Below are 24,702 nucleotides of genomic sequence, written 5' to 3'. Positions count from 1 at the left end.
GACTGCCGACCGATGTCCCTACCGCCCCGGGAGGGAAGAAGACCGTGAAGATCGGACATGTCGTCGAGTCCCTCGACCCTCGTGGCTGCGCGGCCGCGCTGGCAGACCTGGCCGAGGCCGCACCCGGCGCCGGCTACGAGATCGTCGTGGTCGCACTCGCCCCGTCCGACACGACCGGGATCGCGACCCGTCTCGCCCGGGCCGGCACGCCGCCGGTCGAGCTGAACGTGGCGCCGTGGGACCCGCGCGGGGTCCTGCGGGTCGTCGCCGCCTTCCGCGAGCGCGGGGTCGATCTCGTGCACACCCACGGCCTGCGGCCCGACGTCGTCGGCTCGGCCGCCGCGGCCCGGCTCCGGGTCCCCGCGGTCTCGACGCTGCACCACATCCACGAGCAGCCTGCCGACCGCGGCGACCAGCTCCGCCGGACGGCGAAGACGCTGGCCCGGCGCCGGTTCATGACACGCACGATCGCGACCTCGGTGCTGCAGCGGGACTGGTACCGGCGGGTCGCAGGCTCCACCGCCGGGCTGTCGGTGATCCCGGACGGTGCGGCCGACCCCGGCGTGGGGACCCCCGACGCCGCCGCCCGGCTGCGCCGCGGGCTCGGGGTCGACGAGAACGAGGTCGTCGCCGTGTCGGTCGCGCCGATGCGGCGCGGACAGGGCCAGGACATGCTGCTCGACGCCGTCGCCGAGATCCCGCCGGACGAGCCGCTCACCGTCGTCCTGGGCGGTGACGGACCGCTGCGTCCGTGGCTGGAGTCCCGGGTGGCGGGCGACGACGCCCTGTCCGGCCGGGTCGCCTTCCGCCGCAGCACCGACCCGGTCGAGCTGCTGCGGGCGGCCGACGTGCAGCTGCACACCACCCGGCACGACACGATGCCGCGGATGCTGGTGCTCGGGCACGGCACCGGTACGCCCGCCGTCGCGACCCGGGTCGGCGGGATCCCGGAGATCGTCACCCGGCACACCGGTGCGCTGGCCCCGGTGGTGTCGTCGCGGATCGCCGACGAGCTGGTGCGTCTGACCCGCGACCCGGAGCTGCGCGCCCGGTACGGGGCGGCGGCCCGGCAGCGGTTCCTCGACCGCTTCGAGGCGTCCGGCTGGGCCGCGCAGCTCGGCGACGTCTACCGCAGCGCCCTCGGGCACGCCGACGCCCCGGCGCCCGCCGAGCTGGACACCCCGGAACCGGTCGGGCCCGCCGGCTCGTGAGTGGAGAAGTCGGTTCCGGCCGACTTCTCCGCTCACGAGCCGGAGGCCCCCACAGGATTGCTCAACGCCCCGAGCCCCTCGATCTCGACGGTCACGAGGTCCCCCGGCGCCATCGGGCCCACCCCGGCCGGGCTGCCGGTGAGCACGACGTCGCCGGGCTGCAGCGTGATCCACCGCGTCACCCAGGCCAGGATCTCGGGCACCGAGAAGATCATCTTTCCGGTGTCGGACTCCTGCACCACCCGGTCTCCGAGCCGGGTCCGCACGGCACGCGGCCGGTCGGCGGGGCCGTCGTCGTCACCGGTCTCGATCCACGGGCCGAGCGGGAGGAAGGTGTCGGCGCTCTTCGCCCTGGTCCACTGGCCGTCGGACCGCCAGTCGTGTGCGGTGACATCGTTGGCGCAGGTCAGGCCGTAGACGTGGGCCATCGCATCGCGCTCGATGACCCTCCGGGCGGTCCGCCCGATCACGACCGCGAGCTCGCCCTCGTACTCCAGCCGCTCCACCTCGGCCGGGCGCAGGACCGTCTGCCCCGGCGCGGCGAGGGCGTTCGGTGCCTTCAGGAACAGCGCGGGCTGCTCCGGCCAGGCGCGCCCCTTCTCCTCGACCTGGCAGGCATAGTTGCTGCCGACGCACACGATGGTGCGCGGGTCGCACGGAGCGAGCAGTGCCACGTCGTCCAGCCTGCCCGCGACCTCGCCCGGCCCGGCCGGGCCGAGCTCGCGCACCAGGTCGCCGTCCGCCGAGGACTCCACGCTCCCCCGCCGGGCCGCGCCGCCGGCGTCCCGGTACCGCACGACGCGCACGCGTCAGCCCTCCAGCGCGGTGCGGACGAGCTCCAGCGGGTGCCAGGCGGTCCGCCCGACGCCGTGGAAGATCTGCTGCCGGCAGGAGACCCCGGTGGCGGCGACGAGGGTGTCGGCGGGCTCGGCCTCGATCGCCGGGAACAGCCGGTCCCGGCCGACCGCCATCGACGTCTCGTAGTGCTCGGCCTCGAACCCGAACGACCCGGCCATCCCGCAGCACCCGGAGTCGATCTCGGACACCTCCAGGCCGGGGATCCGGCGCAGCAGGGCCAGGGTTGCGGCGGTGCCGACCTCGGCCTTCTGGTGGCAGTGCCCGTGGAAGACCACCCGCCGCCCACTCAGCCCGGACCGCTCGGGCAGCACGAGGCGGCCGTCGTCGATCGCGGCGACCAGCAGCTCCTCGACCTGCTGCACCCGGCCGGCGACCTGCTCCGCATCGGGGGTGTTCCCGAGCAGCGACAGCGTCTCGTCCCGCAGGGTGAACACACACGACGGCTCGCAGCCGACGATCGGTGATCCGGGCGCGGTGTCCCGGGCCAGCGAGGTGACCAGCCCGGACGCCTTGCGACGGGCGTCGTCGAGCATGCCCTTGGACAGGCTGGACCGCCCGCAGCAGCCGCCACCGGCGAGCTCGACGGTCCATCCGGCACGTTCGAGGAGCTCGATCGCGGCGCGCCCGATGTGCGGCTCGGTGTAGGTGGTGAAGGAGTCGGCGAGCCAGTTCACGGTGCCGGCGCTGCCCGGCGCGGGCCGGTCCCGGCGCCGGTTCCAGCGCACCAGGTTGTCCCGGACGAACCGGGGCATCGGCCGGGCCGCGGTGATCCCGACGGTGCGCTCCATGAGCGCCCGCAGCGGGCGGACCCGGTCGGGCAGGTTCGACAGCGGCGCCGTCGCCGACCCGAGCCGGTTCAGTGCCCGGATCCCGCCGAAGATCCGCGAGCGCAGCGGCGTGCCGTGCTGCTCGTGGTGGTGGTGCAGCGCCTCCGACTTCAGCGACGCCATGTCGACGCTCATCGGGCACTCGCTCTTGCACGCCTTGCAGCCCAGGCAGAGGTCGAGGATCTCGTGCAGCCGCTCGTCGCCGAGCGCGGCGGCCGGGTCCGGCTCGGACAGCGCCTTGACCAGCGCGTTCGCCCGGCCCCGCGTGGAGTGCTCCTCCTGCAGCGTGACCTGGTAGGACGGGCACATCACCCCGGCCGTCGTCTTGCGGCACAGGCCGATGTTCATGCACCGGTCCGCCACGTCCCGCATCCCCGCGCCCGGCCCGCCGATCACCTCGAACGACAGCGCCGTGGTCAGCGGCGGTGCGGGCGGCAGGGCGTCGCGGTCGCGCAGGTTGTCGGTCATCGGCGGCGCGTCGACGATCTTGCCGGGGTTCATGACACCGGCCGGGTCGAAGATCCGCTTGACCCGCTGCATCGCCTCGTAGAGCTCGTCGCCGAAGATCTCCCGGTTGAACTCCGAGCGGGCGAGGCCGTCGCCGTGCTCGCTGGAGTTGACGCCGCCGTACTCGGCGACCAGGTCCTTGACCTTCTCGGCGACCACCCGCATCGTCTCGACCTGCTCCGGGTCGGTGAGGTCGACGAAGGGCCGGATGTGCAGGCAGCCGACCGAGCAGTGGCCGTAGAACCCGGCTTCCAGCCCGTGGGCGTCGAGGATCGCGGCGAACCGCTCCGTGTACTCGGCCAGGTGCTCGGGCGCGACCGCGGTGTCCTCGATGAACGCCAGCGGGCGCTTCGTCCCCTCACCGGCGGCCATCAGCAGGCCGAGGCTGGACTTGCGGACCTTCAGCAGCGCCGCCTGCTCGGCCGGGGTGACCAGCTTGAGCGTGTGGTACCCGTGCCCGTGCTCGGCCCACAGGGCGGCGACGGCGTCGACCTTCGCGGACAGCTCGTCGATCTCGTCGCCGGAGAAGGACACGAACAGCAGCGCCGCCGGGTCGCCGACGAGGTGGTTGCCCAGGTCGGCGTACTCGATCTTCTTCCGGGACAGGTCGAGGATCGTCTTGTCCATCATCTCGACCTGGTGCGGCGCGCAGCTCAGCGCGTCCAGGGTCGCCGAGATCGCGCCGTGCGTGGTGTCGAAGTGCCCGACCGCGTACACGGTGCGCTTCGGCTTCGGCACCAGGTCGACGACGGCGCGGGTGGCCAGCACCAGCGTCCCCTCCGCCCCGACGACGAACTTCGCCAGGTCGAACGGGTTGGCCTCGCCGTAGCCGGCGAGCCGGTCCAGCCGGTACCCGCAGGCCCGCCGCCAGAACAGCGGCATGCCCTCCGCGATGGCCTTCTCGTGCGCGGTGACCAGCTCCGGCAGCTCCCGGTAGATCCGGCCCTCGAGGGTGTCGGCCTCCGCACGCCGCAGCCGCTCGGCCTCGTCGACCGGTTCGAGCCGGGCGGTCGAGCCGTCGGACAGCACGACGTCCAGCGCCCGGATGTGGTCGATCGTCATCCCGAAGGTGAGCGACCCGCTGCCCGCCGAGTTGTTGCCGAGCATCCCGCCGATCGTCGCCCGGTTGCTGGTGGAGGTGTCCGGGCCGAACATCAGCCCGTGCTCGGCGGCGCGCGCGTTGAGCTGGTCCTGCACCACCCCCACCTCGACGACGGCGGTGCGCGCCTCCGGGTCGATCTCGACGATCCGGTTGAGGTGCCGGGACATGTCCAGCACCAGGCCGGGGCCGACGGTCTGCCCCGCGAGGCTGGTGCCTGCCCCGCGCGGGACCACCGGGACGCCGAACTCGCCCGCGATACGGACGGCCGCGGCGACGTCGTCGTGCGTGCGGGGGAAGACCACACCGAGCGGCATGATCGAGTACATGCTGGCGTCCCGTGAGAACAGGTGCCGGGAGTAGTCGTCGAAGGCGACCTCACCGGTCACGCGGGCGCGCAGGGCGTCCTCGAGTCCGGTGGAGGCGGGGGCCGGGCGGGCGGGACGGGTCAGCTCGGCGGTCATCGGTGGTGGGTCCTCTCGCGACGATGCGACGGGTGGTGCTCCTGCGACGCGGGCCGGCGGGGGCTCAGCCGGACTGCAGGCGCTCCAGCGCGGCGTCGAGGCCGCCCGGGTCGATCTTCACGCCGGCCAGGTTCAGCCCCATCTGGACGCCGGCCAGGGTCCCGGCCAGCGTGAGGTCGTTGAACGAGCCGAGGTGCCCGATCCGGAAGACCTTCCCGGCGAGCTTGCCCAGCCCGGCGCCGAGCGACATGTCGTAGCGGTCGAGGATGATCGCTCGGACCTTGTCGGCGTCGACGTCGGCGGGGACCAGCACCGCGGTGAGCGCGCCGGAGTGTTCCCGCTCGTCGAGGCAGAGGACCTCCAGGCCCCAGCCGCGGACGGCGGCGCGGGTCGCCTCGGCGTGCCGGGTGTGCCGGGCGAAGACGTTCTCCAGGCCCTCGTCGTAGAGCAGGCGCAGCGCCTCGCGCAGCCCGTACATGAGGTTGGTGTTGGGCGTGTAGGGGAAGAAGCCGCGCTCGTTGGCGGCCAGCATCGGGGCCCAGTCCCAGAACGTCCGGGGCAGCCGCGCGGTGCGGGAGGCCTCGAGGGCCTTGTCGCTGACCGCGTTGAAGCTCATGCCCGGCGGCAGCATCAGGCCCTTCTGGGAGCCGGACACCGTCACGTCGACGCCCCACTCGTCGTGCCGGTAGTCGATCGACCCCAGCGAGGAGATGGTGTCGACCAGCAGCAGGGCGGGGTGCTCGGCGGCGTCGATGGCCGCCCGGATCTCCGGCACCCGGCTGGTGACGCCGGTGGAGGTCTCGTTGTGCACCACGCAGACCGCCTTGATGCGGTGCGCGGTGTCGGCGGCGAGCCGCTCGGCGACGACGGCGGGGTCCGCGCCGTGCCGCCAGTCGCCCGGCACGAAGTCGACCTCCAGGCCCAGCCCGCGGGCCATCTCCTGCCAGAGCGTGGCGAAGTGACCGGTCTCGAACGTCAGCACGGCGTCGCCGGGGCTCAGCGTGTTGACCAGCGCCGCCTCCCAGGCACCCGTGCCGGTCGCCGGGTAGATGACCACGGGGTTCGTGGTGCCGAACACCGGCCGGATGTCGCGGAGCAGCTCCTGGCCGAGTGCCTGGAAGTCGGGCCCGCGGTGGTCGATCGTCGGCGCCGACATCGCCCGCAGCACGCTGTCCGGGACGTTCGTGGGACCGGGGATCTGCAGGAAGTGGCGGCCTGCTGCGTACGTCATTGTGCGTCCTCCACGCTCGGTGCCGAGTGCTTCCGCATCACGAAATCTCGGTCTCGCCAGTAGACGGTATACCGTCTACTGTCTTCCGTCGAGAGGTCAGAACTGAGCCCCGTCCGAGCCCGAACGACCCGCCACCGCCGGCCTGCAGCACAGGGTTGACGCCCGAGTGTGATCCGGCTGATACTCCAAAAGAAATTGATTTTCCGCGATGCGGAAAACTGTGCGGCCGCACCGAGGCGACCGTTCGCACGTCCCTGCCTGAGTCAGTGCCGACCACAGAGGATCGCGATGTCCATACAACTCATCACCGTCGTGGCGCTAGCCCTGGTGTTCCTGATCGCCACCGTTCTCCCGGTCCACATGGGTGCGCTCGCCTTCGTCGCCGCATTCATCGTCGGCACCGCGTTCGTCGGCGAGGACACCGACGACATCGTCTCCGGATTCCCGGGTGACCTCTTCGTCATCCTGGTCGGCGTCACGCTGCTGTTCGCGATCGCGAAGGGCAACGGCACCGTCGATCGCCTGGTACAGCTGGCCGTCCGTGCCGTGGGTGGCCGGATCGCCCTGATCCCGTGGGTGATGTTCCTGGTCACCGCGGTGCTGACGGCGGTCGGTGCGGTCGTCCCCGCCGCGGTCGCGATCATCGCGCCGATCGGCATGGGATTCGCGCTCCGCTACCGCATCAATCCGATGATGATGGGTCTGCTCATCATCAACGGTGCGAGTGCGGGCGGGTTCTCGCCGATGAGCATCTTCGGCAGCATCGTGAACGGCGTCGTCGACCGGAATGCGCTCCCGAGCAGCCCGGTCCTGCTGTTCGTGTCGTCGTTCCTGTTCAACCTGCTGCTCAGCGTGGTGGTGTTCTTCCTGTTCGGCGGGCGCGAGCTGATCCGCCGTTCCAACGCGGCCGCCGCGACCGCGTCGGAGGACCGGATCGCGCTCGCCGCGGAGCCGGCCACGTCGGTGGCGCTCGGCGGCGGCGGGTCGGGCACGCACCGGCACCACTCCACCGGCGGCTCCGGCGACGCCCCCGCGACCGGTGGCGGCGACCCGGGCGACACCGGCAGCTCCGACGGCCCGGACGGACGGAGCGGCCCCGGCGGGCCCGGCGGCCCCGGCGGCACGGACGGACCGATCGGCGAGCCGGACCACGGCCCGCTGACCCGCGACCACATCTTCACCATCATCGGCCTGGTGGCCCTCGCCGTCGGCGCGCTGGCGTTCGGCCTCGACGTCGGCTTCACCGCCCTCACCGTCGCCGCCGTGCTCTCGCTGATCTCGCCGTCGTCGGCGAAGGCCGCCGTCGGGCAGGTCGCCTGGCCGACCGTGCTGCTGATCTGCGGCATCGTGACGTTCGTGTCGCTCATGGAGCGGGTGGGGACGATCGACTGGCTCGGCAACCTGGTGACCCAGATCGGCTGGCCGCTGCTCGCGGCGATCATCATCTGCCTGATCGGCGCGATCGTCTCCGCCTTCGCCTCCACCACCGGCATCCTCGGCGCCCTGATCCCGCTCGCGGTGCCGTTCCTGCTGGCCGGTGAGGTCGGCGCGGTCGGGCTGATCATCGCCCTCGCGATCTCGTCGTCGGTCGTCGACTCGTCGCCGTTCTCCACCAGCGGCGCACTGGTGGTGGCGAACGCGCCGGGCGAGGAGACCGACAAGGTCTTCCGCGGGCTGATGATCTGGGGCTTCAGCATGTGCGCGATCGCCCCGCTCGCCACCTGGCTGATCTTCGTCGTCCCGGGCTGGGGCTGAGGCACCCGATGACGACGGCGCCCAGCACCGGGAGCGGGACGGCCGGTGTCCAGTCGATCGCCCGTGCCTTCCAGGTGCTCGGCGTGATGGCCGACGCCGACGGCGAGCTCACGATCAGCGAGCTCGCCGAGGCGTCGGGCCTCCCGCTCCCGACCATCCACCGGATCGTGCGGACCATGCTCGATCTCGGCTACGCCCACCAGCTGACCAACCGGCGCTACACCCTCGGCCCCCGGTTGATCGGGCTCGGGGACCGGGCGTCACGGGTGCTCGGGGTGCGGGCGGGCGCGGACCTGCGGTCGCTCGCCGAGGAGATCGGCGAGACGGCGAACATGGCGGTGCTGGACGGCGAACGCGCCGTCTACACCGCGCAGGTCCCGTCCCGGCACTCCATGCGGATGTTCACCGAGGTCGGGCGACGGGTGCACCTGCACAGCACCGGGGTGGGCAAGGCCCTGCTCGCCCAGCTCGACGACGACGAGGTGCGCCGCCTGCTCCGCAGCGCGGGGACGCCGGTGATGACCGGCCGCACGATCGTCGACACCGATCTCCTGCTGGCCGAGCTCGCCGGGATCCGGCGGGCCGGCCGGGCCATCGACGACGAGGAGCAGGAGCTGGGTGTCTTCTGCGTCGCCGTCCCCGTGCCCGGCGCTCCGGTCCCGACGGCGGTGTCGGTGTCGGGACCGGTGCAGCGGTTCACGCACGACCGCGCCGCGGAGGCGGACACGCTGCTGCGCCGGGCCGCCGAACGGATCGGCGGTCTGTTCGGGTGAGCCGTCCCGGCGGCGGGTCACCGCAGGGCGCGCCGCGCGGCGAGCCACTCCTCCGACTCGGGGGTGCCGCCGTCGAGCTGGTCGACCACGTCGAGCAGGAACGAGCCGTGACCGTGCTCGGCCAGCGCCCGGCGGGCGTCCTCCGGGTCGCCGGCCTCGATCACCTCGAGCAGCTCGCGGTGCCGCTCCACGTTGTCCAGCAGGGTCTCCACGTCGCGGCGGGCGGCCCGGTTCAGCGCGAAGCACAGCAGCATCTGGAACGACAGCGACCGGTAGGTCTCGGTGATCCGCGAGTGCCCCGCGAGGGCCACGATCTCCAGGTGGAAGTCGAACTTCCGCTGCATGAAACGGGTCTCGTCGCCGGCCCGTCCCGCTGCCTCGAACACCCGCAGGGCCTCCCGGCAGCGCTCCAGCCGGGCCTCCGACCGCACCGGCAGCGCGAGCTGGACGGCGAACGACTCCAGCTCCTCGCGCAGCGTCACGATCTCGAAGACGTCGTGCCTGGTCAGGGTGCGGACGGTGGCGCCGCGCCGCGGGTGGGTCACGACGAGCCCCTCGTGCGCGAGGGTCTGCAACGCCTCACGCAGCGGCGGCCGGGACACCCCCAGCCGCTCGGTGAGGCGGGCCTCGACCAGGCGCTCGCCCAGCGCGAGCTCGCCGGAGAAGATCATCCCGCGCAGGGCGTCGGTGGCCAGCACGGCCATGCTCGGCGGCGCGACGATCCGCCGCCGGTCCTCCGGCTCCACCGCCGTCATCGGCATCGCCCCCTTCGCCACTGTTCTGTATACCGTATATCGAGCCGGACCGTCGGCTCCGAGGAGGTCGCAGATGTCCACCGCACCACCCCTGCAGGGAGTGCTCGTACTCGAGATCGGCGCGTTCATGGCGGCGCCGTTCGCCACGATGCAGCTGGCCGACCTCGGCGCGCGCGTCGTCAAGATCGAGCCGCCGGGCATCGGCGACCCGACCCGGTCGGCGGGCCCGTTCCTCGACGGTGAGAGCTCGCCGTTCCTGCGGCTCAACAGGAACAAGGAGTCGGTCGTCCTCGACCTCAAGGACGAGGCCGGCCGCGACGCCTTCCTCGCACTGGTGGACCGGGCCGACGTCGTCGCCGAGAACCTGCGGCCGGGCGCGATGGACCGGCTCGGTCTCGGGTACGCGGCGCTGAGCGCACGGCGCCCCGAGCTCGTGTACGCCTCCGCGTCCGGCTGGGGCCAGGACGGTCCCGCGGCCGGGCGGCCGGGCCTCGACATCATGGCCCAGGCGGCCAGCGGCCTGATGAGCGTGACGGGCACCGAGGGCGGCGACCCCGTCAAGGTCGGCGTACCGGTCTGCGACCTGGTCACCGCGCTGTACGTCGCGCTGGCCGTCACCGCCGCGCTGCGCGAGCGGGACCGGTCGGGCTCCGGGCAGCACGTCGACGTCTCACTGCTGGAGTCCGGTGCGTCGCTGGCGGTCTGGGAGGCCGGGATGTACTTCGGCGACGGCGAGGTCCCCGTCCGGCAGGGGTCGGCGCACCAGCGCTACGCGCCCTACCAGGCGGTGCGGACCGGCGACGGGCACGTGACGGTCGGCGCGAACACCGAGCGCCTCTGGTCGGCGCTGTGCACGGCGCTCGGGCTGCAGGAGCTGGAGTCCGACCCGCGCTTCGCCGACACCCCGGGCCGGCTCGCCGCGAAGGACGCGCTGATCGCCCGGATCGAGGCGGTCACCACCACGATGACCTCGGCGGAGGTCCTCGCGGCGCTCGACGACGCCGGGGTCCCCTGCGCCGCCATCGCCGGCTACGACGAGGTGTTCACCGACCACGTCCTGACCGAGCGCGGCTTCTTCTGGGACGCCGAGCACCCGGAGCTGGGCGAGGTGCGCCAGCTCGGCTCGCCGATGCGGTTCTCCCGCACCCCGGCACGCCGCGGCAACGCCGGCCCGTCGCTCGGGTCGGCGACCGACGACGTGCTCGCCGAGCTGCCCCAGCCGGCGCAGGGAGGACGACGATGAGCGACGCGACCACCGCGCTCGACGCCGGGGTGCTCACCCTGACGTTCCGCCGCGCGGCCCAGCACAACGCCCTGACCTGGGACATGTACGCGGCGCTGGTCGATGCCTGCGAGCGCGCCGACGCCGACGACGAGGTCCGCGCTCTCGTCGTGCGCGGCGACGGCGGCCGGGCCTTCGTCGCCGGCACCGACATCGGGCAGTTCGCCGCCTTCACCTCCGGGGCCGACGGCGTCGCCTACGAGAAGCGGGTCACCGAGGTCCTGGACCGGATCCGGGCGGTGCAGGTGCCGACGGTGTCGGCGGTCGAGGGGTACTGCGTCGGCGGCGGCCTGGGCATCGCCTGCGCCACCGACCTGCGGATCGCGACGCCGGGCTCCCGGTTCGGCGTGCCCATCGCGCGGACGCTGGGGAACTGCCTCTCGGCCCGCACGCTCGACCTCCTCGTCGAGTCGCTGGGCCGCGCGCTGACCGCGGACCTGCTGCTCACCGCGCGGTTCCTGGAGACCGACGAGGCAAGGCGGGTCCCGGGCTTCCTGCACGCGGTCGTCGACGACCTCGACGCCGGGCTCGCGGAGCTGACCCCCCGGCTGACCGGCGGCGCGCCGCTGACGATCTGGGCGACCAAGGAGCTCCTCCGCGACAGGGCCGACGGGCCGGACCGGGACGACTCCGCGGTCGTCGAGCGGGTCTACGGCTCGGCCGACTTCCGGGCGGCCGTCGCCGCGTTCGGGGACCGCCGTCCACCCACCTGGACCGGGAACTGACCGGGCCCGGCGGCACCCGTCCGGCCGGGTGCCGCCGGGTGACCCCCGGCCCCGTCCCGTCACCCGATCGCACCGACCGCTCGTCGTGGACGGTCGCTGCGATCGCCCCGACGGACCAGTACGCCCGCCGTTCGGCGGTCGATCCGCACGCGGATCGCGCGGGAGACGCCGTTCGTCGCACGCACGCGAGCCGGGCAGGCATGTGAGTCACGGACCGGTTACGGTCCTGGGTGCTGGTCGACGAGATGTCGGCTGGTGCGCCCGGTCGGCCGCCTGCTCCCCCGCCCGCCGACACTCCCCCTGGCGCCCACCCCAGCATGCGGCGGGGGCGGACACGATGTCCGGCTCGACCCCCGAGAGCCGGTGTCCGCGTGGCGGCGAGGACACGAATGACCACTGCACTGCGCCCCGGCGACACCCCCGACGTCGCCGGAACCGAGACCCCCCGTCGCCGGCGCGACCGTGACGCGACCGCCGGCATCTCCGCTTCCGAGCTGCTCGCCCGGTACTCCGACGCCGGCTTCGACGCCCCGACCTCCGGCGGCCGCCGCGCGGCCCGCGAGAACGGCACCGGCGCCTTCGGCCCGGCGATCGAGCGGATCGACACCCCGCCGACCGGCCTGCCGGCCGTGCCCGGCGACACCGTCGGGACCGGCGGGAGCGACGACACCGTCGTCACCCGCGACGTCCCCGCCGGCGTCACCTCCCGCTCCGCCGTCGGCCTCGTCCGCGGCACCTCGGAGACCGGGCCGTTCGGCACCCGTCCCCGCGCCGTCGCCGCGACGATGTCGGCCACCCTCGTCGGCGCCACCGCCGTGATGGGCGTGGTGACCTCGCTCGGCGCGCCGGACGACACCCCGGTCGACCCCGCGGCGAACATGGACCTCGCCCAGGCCGACAACCAGTCCACGATGCAGCTCTCCGTGCCGGCCGCCGGTTCCGAGCAGGGCGGCCCGGGGACGAGCGAGGCCGCGTCCTCGCTGAGCACCGGCCTGGAGCACGTCACCTCCGCCGTCCCGCAGGCCTTCGAGCAGGCCGACGCCGCCCGGATCGCCGCGGTCGCGAAGAAGGACGCCGAGGAGAAGGCCGCCGAGGCCGAGGAGAAGGCCCGGTCGAGCGCCCGCGACGGCGCGGGCTCCGGCGAGGTGTCGGGCGACCCCGTCACCGACCTCACCGGCTCCGCGAACGGCCTGCAGGCGCTGGCCGCCGCCAAGACCAAGCTCGGCACCCCGTACCAGTGGGGCGCCACCGGCCCGAGCGCGTTCGACTGCTCCGGCCTGATGGTGTGGGCGTTCGAGAAGGTCGGCGTCGACCTCCCGCGCACGTCGAGCGCGCAGGCCGACATGGACGGCGAGTCCGTCTCGAAGAGCGACCTCAAGCCCGGCGACGTGGTGTTCTTCTACTCGCCGGTGAGCCACGTGGGCATCTACGCGGGCAACGGCAAGATCCTGCACGCGTCCACGAGCGGCGAGCCGGTGAAGTACTCCGACATCGACGCGATGCCGTTCAACAGCGCGGTCCGGGTCTGACCGACCCACCCCCGAGACGTCCGAGGCCGGTGCCCCTGGGGAGGGGTACCGGCCTCGACGCATGTCCGGGGGCCGTCGCGGTCAGAGCTCGCGCAGCCGCTCCGCGACCGCCTCGGGCAGCACGTCCGAGATGAAGGCGCCCGCACCGGACTCCGACCCGGCCAGATACTTGATCTTGCCAGGGGCCCGGCGGATCGAGTGCACGCGCAGGTGCAGCCGGGCGTCGGCGCGGCCGTCGGACTCCCGTACGGGGGCCTGGTTCCAGCCCGCGACGTAGGGCAGCTCGTCGTCGTAGAGCGCGTCGAGCCGGCGCAGCAGGTCCAGGTAGACGTGCGGGAACTCGGCCCGCTGCGCCTCGTCGAGCGCGGGCAGGTCGGGCGTCGGCCGGTGCGGGTACAGGTGCACCTCGACCGGCCAGCGCGCGGCCGCCGGCACGAACGCCGTCCAGTGCTCCCCGGAGACGACGACCCGCTCCCCCGCGCGCTCCTCGGCGAGCAGCGAGTCGAACAGGTTCTCCCCGGTCGCCTCCCGGTGCGCGGCGACGTGGGCGAGCATCCGCTGCGGGAACGGCGGGACGTAGGGATAGGCGTAGATCTGGCCGTGCGGGTGCGACAGCGTCACGCCGATCTCGGCGCCGCGGTTCTCGAACGGGAACACGTAGCGGACCCCGGGACGCGCGCCGAGCTCCGCGGTCCGGTCCGCCCACGCCTCCAGCACCAGCCGCACCCGTTCCGGGGGGAGACGGGAGAACGGGACCGAGTGGTCGTCGGTGAAGCAGACGACCTCGCACCGCCCCGACGCCGCCTCGGGCACCTCGCCCGGCACCGGGAGCGGCGCCCCCGGGGCGGACCCGAACGACGGGAACCGGTTCTCGAAGGCGACCACGCCGTACTCGGGCGACGGGACCTCGGTCAGCCGACCGTCGCGGCTCGGGCAGAGCGGGCACTGGTCGGCCGGCGGCTTGTACGTGCGGTCCTGCCGGTGCGCGGCGATCGCCACCCACTCCCCCGCCAGCGCGTCGTAGCGCAGCTGCGAGGCCGGGGTGACCCGCGGCAGGTCCCGCCGGTCGACGAGATCGGCGGGATCGCGGGGCGGGTGACCGGGGCCGTCGAACCAGAGGATCTCCCGGCCGTCGGCCATCCGTGTCGAGAGCTTCTGCACCGTCATGCCTACTTCCCGGGGTCAGCGATGATCAGGCGGTCCACCTCGCCCTCGAGGACCGCACGGTCGGTGTCGGCCAGGCCGGCGTCGGTGACCAGCACGTCGGCCTCGTCGAGGTCGGCGATGGTGGAGATGCCGACCGTGCCCCACTTGGTGTGGTCGGCGACGACGACGAGCTGCTGACCGGCGTCGACGAGCGCGCGGTTGGTGTCGCGCTCGGTCAGGTTCGGGGTCGAGAACCCGGCCGCCGCGCTCATCCCGTGCACGCCGAGGAACACGATCTCCAGGTTCAGCGAGCGGAGCGCGGCGATCGCGACCGGTCCGACCAGGGCCTCCGACGGCGTCCGCACCCCGCCGGTGAGGATCACCGTGGTGCCGCGGGACTCGGCGCCGCCGGTGTGCAGCGCCTCGGCGACGGCGAGCGAGTTGGTGACCACGGTCAGGCGCGGGATCCTCGCCAGCCGGTGCGCGAGCCGCCACGTCGTCGTCCCGGCGGACAGGCCGACCGCCGAGCCGGGCGTCACGAGCTCCGCGGCCTCGGCGGCGATCGCGTCCTTCTCCTCCAGCTCCCGGACCGACTTCGCGGAGAACCCGGGTTCCTCGGTGGTGTGCTCGCCGATCGCCGTCGCACCGCCGTGCACCTTGTCCACCAGCCGGCGACGCGCCAGGACGTCGAGGTCACGCCGCACCGTCATCTCGGAGACCCCGAGGTGCTCGGCGAGCTCGGAGACGCGGACCGCACCGCGGGTGCGGACCTCGTCGACGATGACCTCGCGCCGCTGTTCGGCGAGCAGGCTCATCGTCCGGGGCTCCCGGCGGGAATCGACGTCACCCGCACACAATGCAACAAATACGAACGGCCAGCAAGCGGGCGCAGAGAATGCGGGACCCGATCATGTGGACTCCGATCATCACGCAAGGGTCTCAACTTCGCGCGAAAGTGTTCACTTCTGTCCGAGTGCGGTCTAGCTTGTGCGGTGGCTCGCGCACCGTGTCGTCGCCCGGGCCGGTTGGACGTACGCACTCGACGGCGAGGAGCTTCCGAGATGGATCACCGCGAGACGGCCCCCGGGCGGGCCCCGGAGGCGTTGCGGGAGGTCGCGGCATGACCGCTCAGGACGTCCTGCGCCTCAACCCGAACCTCGTCGACTACCTGCTGGTCGCCTTCTACTTCGTGCTGGTGCTCGGCATCGGCTACGCGGCCCGGCGCTCGGTGTCGTCGAGCCTCGACTTCCTGCTGTCCGGCCGGTCGATGCCGGCCTGGATCACCGGTCTGGCCTTCATCTCGGCCAACCTGGGCGCGATCGAGCTCATCGGCATGGTGGCCAACGGCGCGCAGTACGGCGTGCCGACGGTGCACTACTACTGGCTCGGCGCCATCCCGGCGATGGTGTTCCTCGGCATCGTGATGATGCCGTTCTACTACGGCTCCCAGGCCCGCAGCGTCCCGGAGTTCCTGCTCAAGCGGTTCAACCGGACCACCCAGCGGGTGCAGGCCGTGATCTTCGCGGTGGCCTCGATCCTGATCGCGGGCGTCAACCTGTTCTCGCTCGGCCTGGTGCTCGAGGCGCTGCTCGGCTGGTCGCTGTACCTGGCCATCCCGGTCGCGGCCGTCGTCGTCCTCGGGTACATCAGCCTGGGCGGCCTCTCCGCCGCGATCTACACCGAGGTCCTGCAGTTCTTCGTGATCCTCGCGCTGCTGATCCCGCTGACCGTCGCCGGGCTGAACCGGGTCGGCGGCTGGGACGGCCTGACCAGGGCGGTGACCGAGGGCCCCAGCGGGGGCGCCGACCTCAACGCCTGGCCGGGCACGCCGCTGACCGAGATCGCGAACCCGTTCCTGTCCGTGCTGGGCATCGTGTTCGGTCTCGGCTTCGTGCTCTCCTTCGGCTACTGGACGACGAACTTCGCCGAGGTCCAGCGCGCGCTGTCGGCCAAGAGCATGTCCGCGGCCCGGCGCACCCCGATCATCGGCGCGTTCCCGAAGGCGCTGGTCGTGCTGGTCATCGTGACCCCCGGCATGATCGCCGCGATCCTGGTCCCGCAGATCAGCGCGGTGAAGGAGGGCGGCGGTGAGGCCGTCGACGGCATCACCTACAACAACGCGCTGTCGCTGCTGATGAAGGAGGTCCTGCCGAACGGCATCCTCGGCGTCGCGATCGCCGGCCTGCTGGCCGCGTTCATGGCGGGCATGGCGGCGAACATCAGCTCGTTCAACACCGTGTTCACCTACGACATCTGGCAGGACTGGCTCCGGCCGGACCGCCCGGACCGGTACTACCTGCAGGTGGGCCGGATGGTGACGATCATCGGCTGCGTGCTGGCGATCGGTACGGCGTTCATCGCCTCGGGCTCCGAGAACCTGATGGACTACATCCAGTCGCTGTTCAGCTTCTTCAACGCACCGCTGTTCGCGATCTTCATCCTGGGCCTGTTCTGGAAGCGGATGACCGGTCCGTCGGCCTGGATCGGCCTGCTGTCCGGCACCACGGCCGCGGTGCTCGTCGACGTCCTGGTGCGCACCGAGGTGTGGCAGATGTCCAGCCAGGCCGGCAGCTTCGTCGGTGCGATCGCCGCGTTCGTCGTCGGTGTCGGCGTCGCCACCGGGGTGTCGATGGTGAGCACCCCGAAGCCGGACGCCGAGCTGGTCGGTCTGGTCTGGAGCCTGACGTCCAAGGAGGCCCGCACGCACTCCTCGGAGGGCGACGACGCGGGCTGGTACCGGTCGCCCATGGTCCTGGGAGCCTTGGTGCTCGCCCTGACCGTGGTTCTCTACATCATCGTCGGCTGACCGGAGGGAGACCAGAGATGACCGAGGACAACTCCGGCGGCGTCGACCCCGGGACCGGCGACCGGGCCGGGACCGACGCCCCGATCTCGACCACCGCGACCAACCTGTTCGACCTGCGCTCGGTGATCGCGCTGCTGTTCGGGGTCTACGGCCTCGTCCTGCTGATCGTCGGGCTGGTCTCCGGGAACGATCCGGAGAACCTGGCGAAGACCGGCGGGACGAACCTCAACCTCGACACCGGCATCGCGATGCTGGTCGTCGGCGCGCTGTTCGTGCTGTGGGTGCGGCTGCGGCCGCTGAAGATCCCCTCGCGGGACGACGGCGAGGACTGAGCGCCGCTCCGCCCTCGGGCGCCCGTGACGGCGGCCGGTGGGCCGAGGGTCAGCGACCCCGGCCCGCCGGCGTCGGGTAGACCGGGTTGAACGCCTGCAGGGTGTAGGCGTCGATCCGGCGGGCGATCGTGCCGAGGCCGCTACGGAGGACGCGGAGGGTGTCGCTCATGGGTGTGGGTCCCTTCTTCTCCCGGAGGTCCCGGATCTCCGGGACCGCTCTCGTGCCGGGAGGGGCGGCACCGCCGGGTGGGGCGGAGCCCCTCACCGGACACGACCAGTCTGCACTGAATCGATCCCGTGGCGCCGCCGATGGCGAGCGCCGTCACGGTGTGACCCGGAGCGCGTCGTGCGGGTGATCGCCCGCGACGGGGTGCACGAGATCGAGATCCAGCGCTCCCGCTTCGTGTGCACCGTGGCCCGCACCGGCACGGTCGAGGCCGCGACCGCCGTGATCGAGCGGGTCCGGCGGGCCGGACCGGACGCCACCCACCACTGCACCGCCCTGCGGATCGGCGACCCGGCCACCGGGGACCTCACCGCCCGCTCGAACGACGACGGCGAACCCTCGGGCACCGCAGGCGTCCCGATGCTGGAGGTGCTGGCCCGGCGCGGGCTCACCGACGTCGTCGCCGTCGTGTCCCGCTGGTTCGGCGGCACCAAGCTCGGCGCGGGCGGCCTGGTCCGGGCCTACTCCGGCGCGCTGGCCGAGACCCTCGACACCGTCGGGGAGCTGCGCCGGGTCCGGCACCGCGAGCTGCTGCTCGCCGTGCCGCACGACCGGGCCGGGCGCCTCGAGCACGACCTGCGCCACTCCGCCTACCGGCTCTGCGACGTCGAGCACGGCGCGGACGTCACGCTGACCGTGGCCGTCGCCGAGGACGACGTCGACGGGTTCGGCGACTGGCTCGCCGAGCACACGGCCGGCTCGGTCGAGGCCCTCGACGCCGGCCCGCGCGAGCTCTACCTACCCTGAGCCGGTGGAGATCAGGGACGCGACCGACGACGACTGGCCGGCGATCTGGGCGGTCCTGCGCCCGATCTTCGCCGAGGGCCGGACCTACACCGTGCCGGTCGACGCCGGCGAGACGTGGGCACGCGGCATGTGGATGCTCCCGCCGCCCGGGCGGGTCGTCGTGGCCGTCGACGACGGCGTGGTGGTCGGCACCGCCAAGACCGGCCCGAACCAGCCCGGCCCCGGCTCGCACGTGGCCACCGCGAGCTTCGCCGTCGACCCGGAGCGGGCCGGGCGCGGTACCGGGCGCGCACTGGGTGAGCACGTCGTCGCGCTGGCCGGCTCCCTCGGGTACACGGCGATGCAGTTCAACGCGGTCGTCGCGACCAACACCCGGGCCGTCGCGCTGTGGCACTCGCTCGGGTTCGCGACGGTCGGGATCGTGCCGGACGCGTTCCGGCTCCCCGACGGGTCGACGACCGGCCTGCACGTGATGCACCGCAGGCTGGACCCCACTTCCGTGCAGAGTTAGCCGCACCTACACTCCGTCTTCGCCGGACCTTCACACCACGGGGGGCGACCATGGCGACGGTGCGTACCGACGGCCCCGGGACCGACTCCGGGACCGTCACGGTCGAGCAGCTGCGCCGCCGCGGCTGGCGCGGCCGCCTGGTCGTGCTCGGCCCGGCGTTCGTCGCCGCGGTCGCCTATGTCGATCCCGGCAACTTCGCCACCAACTTCTCGGCCGGCGCCGGCTACGGCTACCTGCTGGTCTGGGTGATCGTCGTCGCCAACCTGATGGCGATGCTGATCCAGTCGCTGTCGGCGAAGCTCGGCCTCGCCACCGGCAAGAACCTGCCCGAGCTGTGCCGGGAGCACCTGTCCCGGTGGGGGACCCGGTTCATGTGGGCGCAGGCCGAGCTGGTCGCGATCGCCACCGACCTCGCCGAGGTGATCGGCGGCGCGGTCGCCCTGCACCTGCTGTTCGGGATCCCGCTGTTCACCGGCGGCCTGATCACCGGTGTGATCGCGTTCGCGCTGCTGGGCCTGCAGTCGCGCGGGCACCGGCCGTTCGAGCGGGCGATCGTGTTCCTGCTCGCGATCATCCTGGTCGGGCTGACGTCGACGCTGTTCCGCACCGACGTCGATCCCGGCGGGGTCGCCGCCGGTCTCGTCCCGGGCTTCGCGGGTCTGGACTCGCTGGTGCTCGCCACCGGCATCCTCGGCGCGACCGTCATGCCGCACGTGATCTACCTGCACTCGGCACTGACCCAGAAGCGGCTGGTGGCGCGCTCCCCGGAGGACACCCGCTTCCTGCTGCGCACCGGCCGGACCGACATCGTGCTCGGGATGGGCCTGGCCGGGCTGGTCAACCTGTCGATGCTGGTCGTCGCGGCCGCGCTGTTCTTCGGCACCGACGTGCCCGGCACCGACACCCTGGAGGGGATCTTCGCCGGGCTCGGGACCGAGCTCGACGCCGTCGCGGCCTACGGGTTCGCGATCGCGCTGCTGGCGTCCGGGTTCGCCTCGTCCGGGGTGGGGACCTACGCCGGGCAGGTGATCATGGCCGGGTTCCTGCGCCGGCGGATCCCGCTGCTGCTGCGCCGGCTGCTCACGCTCGCCCCGGCACTCGTCGTGCTCGGCTTCGACATCGACCCGACGCAGGCGCTCGTCCTGTCGCAGGTGGTCCTCTCGTTCGGGATCCCGTTCGCGCTGGCCCCGCTGGTGTGGCTGACGGCGAAGCGGTCGGTGATGGGCGACCTGGTGAACCACCGGGCCACGACGGCCGCGGCAGTCGTCGTCACCGCGATCGTGGTGGCGCTGAACGGCGTGCTGCTCTGGCAGACGTTCTCCGGGACGGGCTGACACCGTCTCGCCTACCCCGGGCGCCCGCATCCCCGCTGGTCCGGACGGTGGCTGTGACGCCACGGGCCCTGCCCCAGCATGGGTGGGACCGGCCCGGTGCGGGCCCCGTGAAGCGTCGGAGCAGCGGATGCGTCCTCGTGCCGAGTGGTGCCGGAACCCGCCCGGGCGTGGGCCCGTGGGCGTGCTCGTGGCCGTCCTCCTCCTGGTGAGCGGGTGCGCGGCGGGTGCCGCACCCCCGTCGACGGCCGGCGCCCCGCCGGCCGCACCGACACCGACCCCGTCACCGGCCGTCCCGGGCGGCCCGCCGGTGCTGCGGACGATCGACCCCGCAGCGCTGCAGGACGCCGTCGACCGGACCGCCGCACAGCTGATGATCCCCGGCGCCGTGGTGGAGGTCCGCACCCCGCAGGGAGCCTTCACCGCCACCACCGGCACGACCCGGCGCGGCGCCACGGACCGGCCGGACGGCGCCACCCGGGTCCGGATCGCCTCCATCACCAAGACCCTGACCGCCGCGGTGGTCGTCCAGCTCGCGCAGGAGGGCAGGCTGCGGCTCGACGACCCGGTCTCGGCCCACGTCCCGGGCGTCCCCGGCGGCGGGGACATCACGGTCGCCGACCTGCTGACGATGCGCAGCGGGCTGTACGGGTTCACCGGCGACCCCGGGTTCGCGGCGACCCTCGACGCCGATCCCGGGAAGGTCTGGACGCCGCAGAAGACGCTGGCGATCGCGTACCGGCACCCGCCGCTGTTCCCGCCCGGCACCGCCTACGACTACAGCAACACGAACTACACCCTGCTCGGCCTGGTCGTCGAGCAGGTCGAGGGCAGGCCGCTGGGCCAGGTGTACCGGGACCGGCTGCTCGATCCGCTCGGCCTGCGGGCGACGTACCTCCCGGCGGCCGCGGACGCGTCGCTGCCCGACCCGTACTCGCACGGCTACATGTACGGCGGGTCGGCGTACGCGCTGGTGGACGTGCCGTACCCGCCGGAGGTGCAGGCCGCGGCGCGGGCGGGGACGCTGGCGCCCGTCGACCACACCCACCAGAACCCGTCCTACGCCTGGGCGGCGGGCGGCGCGGTGTCCACCGCCGACGACCTCGCCGCCTGGATCCGGGCGCTGGCCGGGGGCCGGGTCTTCGACGCCGCGGCCCAGGAGCGGTGGGCCGGCAGCCCGCGTCCCGCGGACCCGGCCGAGCCGGACGCATCCCAGTACGGGTACGGCATCGAACGCCAGACACTCGCCCCCGGCGCCACCATGTACTTCCACTTCGGCGAGATGCCGGGCTACAACGCCTTCGCCGGCCACGACCCGGTCAACGACGTGACACTGGTGATCTGGAGCAACCTGACCGTCGGGCTCGACGGCCGGCAGACCGCGAACACCCTGCTGCTGGAGGTCGCCCGGCAGGTCTACCAGCTCGACGAAGCACCGGCTCCGGCGGCGCCGACCAGCACGGGGTGACGCCCGGGGTCAGCGGCCCCGCCACACGGGGTCGCGCTTCTCGGCGAACGCGGCGGCGCCCTCGCGGGCGTCCTCGGAGGTCAGGACCGGGCCGACGACGTCGTCGTGCCGGGCCCAGCGGTCGTCGCCCCAGTCCGGGCTCTCCAGCACCACCCGCTTCGACGCCGCGACGCCGAGCGGCCCGTTCACCGCGATCCGCGCGGCCAGCTCCAGGGCGGCGTCGAGCGCGCCGCCGTCGTCGACGACCCGGTTGACCAGGCCCGCGGCCTCGGCGCGGGCGGCGTCGATCGGGTCGCCGGTCAGCAGCATCTCCAGGGCCAGCGCCCGCGGCACCCGGTTCGCCAGCTCCAGCGCGCCACCGGCCGCGGCGACCAGCGACCGCTTCACCTCCGGCACCCCGAAGCGGGCGCCACGGGCGGCGACGACGAGGTCGCACGCCAGCATCAGCTCGAAGCCGCCTGCCAGCGCCCAGCCCTCGACGGCGGCGATCATCGGCTTGCGCGGCGGCCGCTGGGTGATCCCGCACAGCCCGCGGCCGGGCAGCGAGGGCCGCTCGCCCTTCAGGAACGCCTTGAGGTCCATCCCGGCGGAGAACACCCCGCCCGCGCCGGTGAGGACCCCGGCGCGCAGGTCGCCGTCGGCGTCGAGCTCGTCGACGGCCGCGGCCACCGCCGTCGCGACGTTCTCGTTGAGGGCGTTCTTCGCGCGGGGCCGGTTGATGGTGATCACCTGGACGCCGTCGCGGCGCTCCACCAGGACCTCGGACTCGGAAACGGTCAGCTCTGACTGCTCGGTCATGGCGCCACTCTAGAACGCCGGGGCCACCACGGGCACCGAGTGCTCCCAGTCGGCGAGCAGCGTGCGCAGCGCGGTCACCAGCGCCAGCGGCTGGTCGATCATGACGTGGTGCCCGGCTCCGGGGATCTCGACGACCGGGGCCGCGCGGCCCATCCGGTCGACGACCATCTCCCCCATGTCCGCCGGGACGAGCCCGTACTCGGCGCGGAACAGCGCGATCCGGCACCCGGGCCGCCCGAGCTCGCCGGGCGTCAGCCCGATCCCGCCGAAGATCTTCGGGTCGAACTTCCAGCTCCAGCCGCCGTCGACGGCACGGATGCTGTGCTCCGCGATGTGGCGGTGCACCCACGGCAGGTCGCCGTCCTGCTCGGGGACGGTGCGGAAACGGGCGAGCAGCGCGTCGCGGTCGGTGTGCACGCGGGCCGGGCCGAACGCCCGCCGCTGCCGGGCGGCCCGCTCCTCGGGGGAGCGCTCCCGCACCGGGGAGTCCACCGCGACCGCACCCGCGAGCTCCTCGCCGTGGCGCAGGGCCGCGGTGAGCGTGACGAAGCCGCCCATGCTGTGCCCGATCAGCGTCGGACGCTCGCCCAGACCGGCCGCGCCGATCACCCCGCGCAGCTCGGCCGCCCACCGGTCCAGGTCGTAGGACGGGGCGCGCCCGGAGTCACCGTGCCCGGACAGGTCCACGGCGACGACCCGCCGGGAGCCCTCCACCAGCAACGGCGCCACGTGGTCCCACCAGCGCGCGTGCGCGGCCCCGCCGTGTACCAGCAGGACGCCGGGACCGCCCGGCTCACCCCAGGTGCGGTAGACGATCGGGACGCCGTCCACCTCGACCTGCCCGGTGCCGGCCGGCGTGGCGACCGCCGAGGTGAACCATGCGGGCGGCTGGTCGGACACACGCGCCTCCGATCGACGGGTACGGATCCGCCGAACCTACCTCCTCCCCACTTCTGGCCACGCCCCGTAACGATGCGGCGGACCCGGGCGAACCGGTCCGCAACAGTCGCGGCAGGGCGGAGGAGCCATGGGCGATACGACGACCGGGACCGTCCTGCGCGCCCTGCCCCGGGACCGGGTCGCCTGGTCCCGGGTGGACCGGACGCTGTCCGCCGCACTCACCGCGCTCGCGACCGACGTGCACGCGCCCGCCGCGGCCGGCGGCGCCCTGCGGGCATGGCGGCAGCTGTCCGGACCGTTGCGCGCGGCCCAGGCCCGCCCGGGCTACCGGCCCGGGCCGTGCCCGGACCTGTGCCTGGTCGCCGTCTCCCCCGCCGACTGCGACGCCCTGGGACGGCTGGCCCGCGCGCTGGGACGGCTGCTGCTCCCGGGCGCGGAGCCCGGCCCGGTGGCCGCGCTCGACCGGGCGGCCGGGTGCGCCCGCACGACGGCCGGGGACCTCGTCGTCGGGCTGGCCCGCGCGCACGGCCTGCTCGACCTCGACCACGGGCCCGACGGCGAGCTGCTCTACGCCCTCGCGGGCATCCGGGCGGCCGGGCCCGCGGTGCGCGCGGCGCACGACCGGGTCACCGGCCGGGTCGCGACGATGTGGTCGGCGGGTGAGCGCGCCGGCCGTTCTTGACAGGCAAGTACATACTTGCCTATAAAGGGTCCGTGGACGCGGACCCGGGCCTGTTCAAGGCGATCGGGGACGCGACGCGGCGCATCATCCTGGACGAGCTGACCGAGCGGGACGGGCAGACCCTGTTCGAGATCTGCGGCCGGCTCTCCATGAAGCACGGCCTGGGCTCGACCCGCCAGGCCGTCTCCCAGCACCTCGCGGTGCTGGAACAGGCCGGCCTGGTGCGCACCCGCCGCCAGGGCCGGTACAAGTTCCACCACATCGACGCGCGCCCGCTGCGCGCGATCGCCGAACGGTGGCCCGTCGACCGCGAAGGACCCCTCCCATGATCCGCATCAACGTCACCAGCGTGCTGGTCGACGACCAGGCCAAGGCGCTCGCCTTCTACACCGACAAGCTCGGCTTCGTCCCGAAGACCGACGTGCCCGCGGGCGACGCGCGGTGGCTCACCGTGGTCTCCCCCGCCGACCCGGACGGCGTCGAGCTGCTGCTGGAGCCGGACGGGCACCCCGCCGCCGGCCCGTTCAAGAAGGCCCTGACCGCCGGCGGCATCCCCTTCACCCAGTTCGCCGTCGACGACGTGTACGCCGAGGTCGAGCGCCTCAAGGGACTGGGTGTCGAGTTCACCCAGGAGGCCACCGACCTGGGCCCCGTCGTGGTCGCCGTCCTCGACGACACCTGCGGGAACCTGATCCAGCTCGCCACCATGAAGTAGCACCCCCTGGCGTCTTGTTGACAG

The 24,702-nt window shown here is 73.4% G+C and carries 23 protein-coding genes; 15 read left to right on the top strand and 8 right to left on the bottom strand.

Features of this window, described 5'->3' with window-relative positions:
* Positions 1-44 precede the first annotated feature (44 nt).
* A complete protein-coding gene (locus PP1_RS26665; protein WP_010240001.1) occupies positions 45-1,211 on the top strand; it encodes a glycosyltransferase family 4 protein in 1,167 nt (388 codons plus the stop codon).
* 32 nt (positions 1,212-1,243) lie between these two features.
* Here the strand turns inward: PP1_RS26665 and PP1_RS26660 are convergent, their stop codons facing one another.
* From PP1_RS26660 to PP1_RS26650, 3 genes are all read right to left on the bottom strand, one after another.
* Positions 1,244-2,017 carry a fumarylacetoacetate hydrolase family protein gene (locus tag PP1_RS26660; protein WP_010239999.1) on the bottom strand — a complete coding sequence of 258 codons (774 nt, stop codon included), beginning with the start codon at positions 2,015-2,017 and terminating at the stop codon, positions 1,244-1,246.
* A 3-nt stretch (positions 2,018-2,020) separates the two neighbouring features.
* Positions 2,021-4,966, bottom strand: coding sequence for an FAD-binding and (Fe-S)-binding domain-containing protein (locus PP1_RS26655; RefSeq protein WP_010239997.1), 2,946 nt, complete (start codon positions 4,964-4,966; stop codon positions 2,021-2,023).
* A gap of 64 nt (positions 4,967-5,030) precedes the next feature.
* Positions 5,031-6,197 carry a pyridoxal-phosphate-dependent aminotransferase family protein gene (locus PP1_RS26650; protein ID WP_010239996.1) on the bottom strand — a complete coding sequence of 389 codons (1,167 nt, stop codon included), beginning with the start codon at positions 6,195-6,197 and terminating at the stop codon, positions 5,031-5,033.
* A 288-nt stretch (positions 6,198-6,485) separates the two neighbouring features.
* On the opposite strand from PP1_RS26650, the gene PP1_RS26645 reads away from it, so the two are divergent.
* Together PP1_RS26645 and PP1_RS26640 are read left to right on the top strand one after the other, a co-directional pair.
* Complete coding sequence (locus PP1_RS26645; RefSeq protein ID WP_010239994.1) at positions 6,486-7,952, top strand: SLC13 family permease; 1,467 nt, start codon at positions 6,486-6,488, stop codon at positions 7,950-7,952.
* An 8-nt stretch (positions 7,953-7,960) separates the two neighbouring features.
* Positions 7,961-8,725, top strand: a complete 765-nt coding sequence (locus PP1_RS26640) for an IclR family transcriptional regulator (RefSeq protein ID WP_010239990.1) — start codon at positions 7,961-7,963, stop codon at positions 8,723-8,725.
* Between the two features lie 17 nt (positions 8,726-8,742).
* On the opposite strand, the gene PP1_RS26635 is transcribed toward PP1_RS26640, so the two are convergent.
* Positions 8,743-9,486, bottom strand: a complete 744-nt coding sequence (locus tag PP1_RS26635) for a GntR family transcriptional regulator (protein ID WP_010239987.1) — start codon at positions 9,484-9,486, stop codon at positions 8,743-8,745.
* A 67-nt stretch (positions 9,487-9,553) separates the two neighbouring features.
* On the opposite strand from PP1_RS26635, the gene PP1_RS26630 reads away from it, so the two are divergent.
* From PP1_RS26630 to PP1_RS26620, 3 genes are all read left to right on the top strand, one after another.
* Positions 9,554-10,723, top strand: a complete 1,170-nt coding sequence (locus PP1_RS26630; protein WP_010239985.1) for a CaiB/BaiF CoA transferase family protein — start codon at positions 9,554-9,556, stop codon at positions 10,721-10,723.
* A complete protein-coding gene (locus tag PP1_RS26625) occupies positions 10,720-11,487 on the top strand; it encodes an enoyl-CoA hydratase (protein WP_010239981.1) in 768 nt (255 codons plus the stop codon). The genes PP1_RS26630 and PP1_RS26625 overlap by 4 nt, the downstream gene beginning before the upstream one ends.
* Positions 11,488-11,876: 389 nt before the next feature.
* Positions 11,877-13,016, top strand: a complete 1,140-nt coding sequence (locus tag PP1_RS26620) for a C40 family peptidase (RefSeq protein ID WP_010239978.1) — start codon at positions 11,877-11,879, stop codon at positions 13,014-13,016.
* Positions 13,017-13,097: 81 nt separating this feature from the next.
* On the opposite strand, the gene galT is transcribed toward PP1_RS26620, so the two are convergent.
* Both galT and PP1_RS26610 read right to left on the bottom strand, forming a co-directional pair.
* Positions 13,098-14,177, bottom strand: a complete 1,080-nt coding sequence (galT, locus tag PP1_RS26615; RefSeq protein WP_029239869.1) for a galactose-1-phosphate uridylyltransferase — start codon at positions 14,175-14,177, stop codon at positions 13,098-13,100.
* Between the two features lie 8 nt (positions 14,178-14,185).
* Positions 14,186-14,977 carry a DeoR/GlpR family DNA-binding transcription regulator gene (locus PP1_RS26610; protein ID WP_010239972.1) on the bottom strand — a complete coding sequence of 264 codons (792 nt, stop codon included), beginning with the start codon at positions 14,975-14,977 and terminating at the stop codon, positions 14,186-14,188.
* Between the two features lie 305 nt (positions 14,978-15,282).
* Between PP1_RS26610 and PP1_RS26605 the strand changes: the two genes are divergently transcribed.
* The 6 genes from PP1_RS26605 (at position 15,283) to PP1_RS26580 (ending at position 21,583) form a co-directional block, all read left to right on the top strand.
* Positions 15,283-16,968 carry a sodium:solute symporter family protein gene (locus tag PP1_RS26605; RefSeq protein WP_010239969.1) on the top strand — a complete coding sequence of 562 codons (1,686 nt, stop codon included), beginning with the start codon at positions 15,283-15,285 and terminating at the stop codon, positions 16,966-16,968.
* Between the two features lie 17 nt (positions 16,969-16,985).
* Positions 16,986-17,300: a hypothetical protein gene (locus PP1_RS26600; protein WP_010239966.1), complete on the top strand. Its 315-nt coding sequence runs from the start codon at positions 16,986-16,988 to the stop codon at positions 17,298-17,300.
* A 346-nt stretch (positions 17,301-17,646) separates the two neighbouring features.
* The gene (locus tag PP1_RS26595; RefSeq protein WP_010239960.1) at positions 17,647-18,273 is read left to right on the top strand and encodes an IMPACT family protein; all 627 of its coding nucleotides are present in this window, start codon (positions 17,647-17,649) and stop codon (positions 18,271-18,273) included.
* Between the two features lie 4 nt (positions 18,274-18,277).
* Positions 18,278-18,784, top strand: a complete 507-nt coding sequence (locus PP1_RS26590) for a GNAT family N-acetyltransferase (RefSeq protein WP_010239958.1) — start codon at positions 18,278-18,280, stop codon at positions 18,782-18,784.
* A gap of 50 nt (positions 18,785-18,834) precedes the next feature.
* Positions 18,835-20,118 (top strand): Nramp family divalent metal transporter, encoded by a 1,284-nt coding sequence (locus PP1_RS26585; protein WP_010239955.1) that lies wholly within the window; start codon positions 18,835-18,837, stop codon positions 20,116-20,118.
* A 175-nt stretch (positions 20,119-20,293) separates the two neighbouring features.
* Entirely contained in the window at positions 20,294-21,583 is a 1,290-nt protein-coding gene (locus PP1_RS26580; protein WP_010239951.1) for a serine hydrolase domain-containing protein, read from the top strand.
* Between the two features lie 9 nt (positions 21,584-21,592).
* On the opposite strand, the gene PP1_RS26575 is transcribed toward PP1_RS26580, so the two are convergent.
* Together PP1_RS26575 and PP1_RS26570 are read right to left on the bottom strand one after the other, a co-directional pair.
* Positions 21,593-22,381, bottom strand: a complete 789-nt coding sequence (locus PP1_RS26575; RefSeq protein ID WP_010239949.1) for a crotonase/enoyl-CoA hydratase family protein — start codon at positions 22,379-22,381, stop codon at positions 21,593-21,595.
* Positions 22,382-22,390: 9 nt separating this feature from the next.
* Positions 22,391-23,281, bottom strand: a complete 891-nt coding sequence (locus tag PP1_RS26570) for an alpha/beta fold hydrolase (RefSeq protein ID WP_010239947.1) — start codon at positions 23,279-23,281, stop codon at positions 22,391-22,393.
* 127 nt (positions 23,282-23,408) lie between these two features.
* Here PP1_RS26570 and PP1_RS26565 point away from each other — a divergent pair, with 127 nt between their 5' ends.
* The 3 genes from PP1_RS26565 to PP1_RS26555 are packed head-to-tail and all read left to right on the top strand — an operon-like array spanning position 23,409 to position 24,678.
* Positions 23,409-23,963 (top strand): hypothetical protein, encoded by a 555-nt coding sequence (locus PP1_RS26565; protein WP_075314492.1) that lies wholly within the window; start codon positions 23,409-23,411, stop codon positions 23,961-23,963.
* Positions 23,964-23,995: 32 nt separating this feature from the next.
* Positions 23,996-24,292, top strand: coding sequence for an ArsR/SmtB family transcription factor (locus PP1_RS26560; RefSeq protein WP_010239041.1), 297 nt, complete (start codon positions 23,996-23,998; stop codon positions 24,290-24,292).
* Positions 24,289-24,678 (top strand): VOC family protein, encoded by a 390-nt coding sequence (locus PP1_RS26555; RefSeq protein WP_010239043.1) that lies wholly within the window; start codon positions 24,289-24,291, stop codon positions 24,676-24,678. Before PP1_RS26560 ends, PP1_RS26555 begins: the two co-directional genes overlap by 4 nt.
* Positions 24,679-24,702 lie beyond the last annotated feature (24 nt).

Origin of the sequence: Pseudonocardia sp. P1, assembly GCF_000178675.2 — a bacterium.
Taxonomy (GTDB): Bacteria; Actinomycetota; Actinomycetes; order Mycobacteriales; family Pseudonocardiaceae; genus Pseudonocardia.
This window is presented reverse-complemented; position numbering and strand designations above follow the sequence as displayed.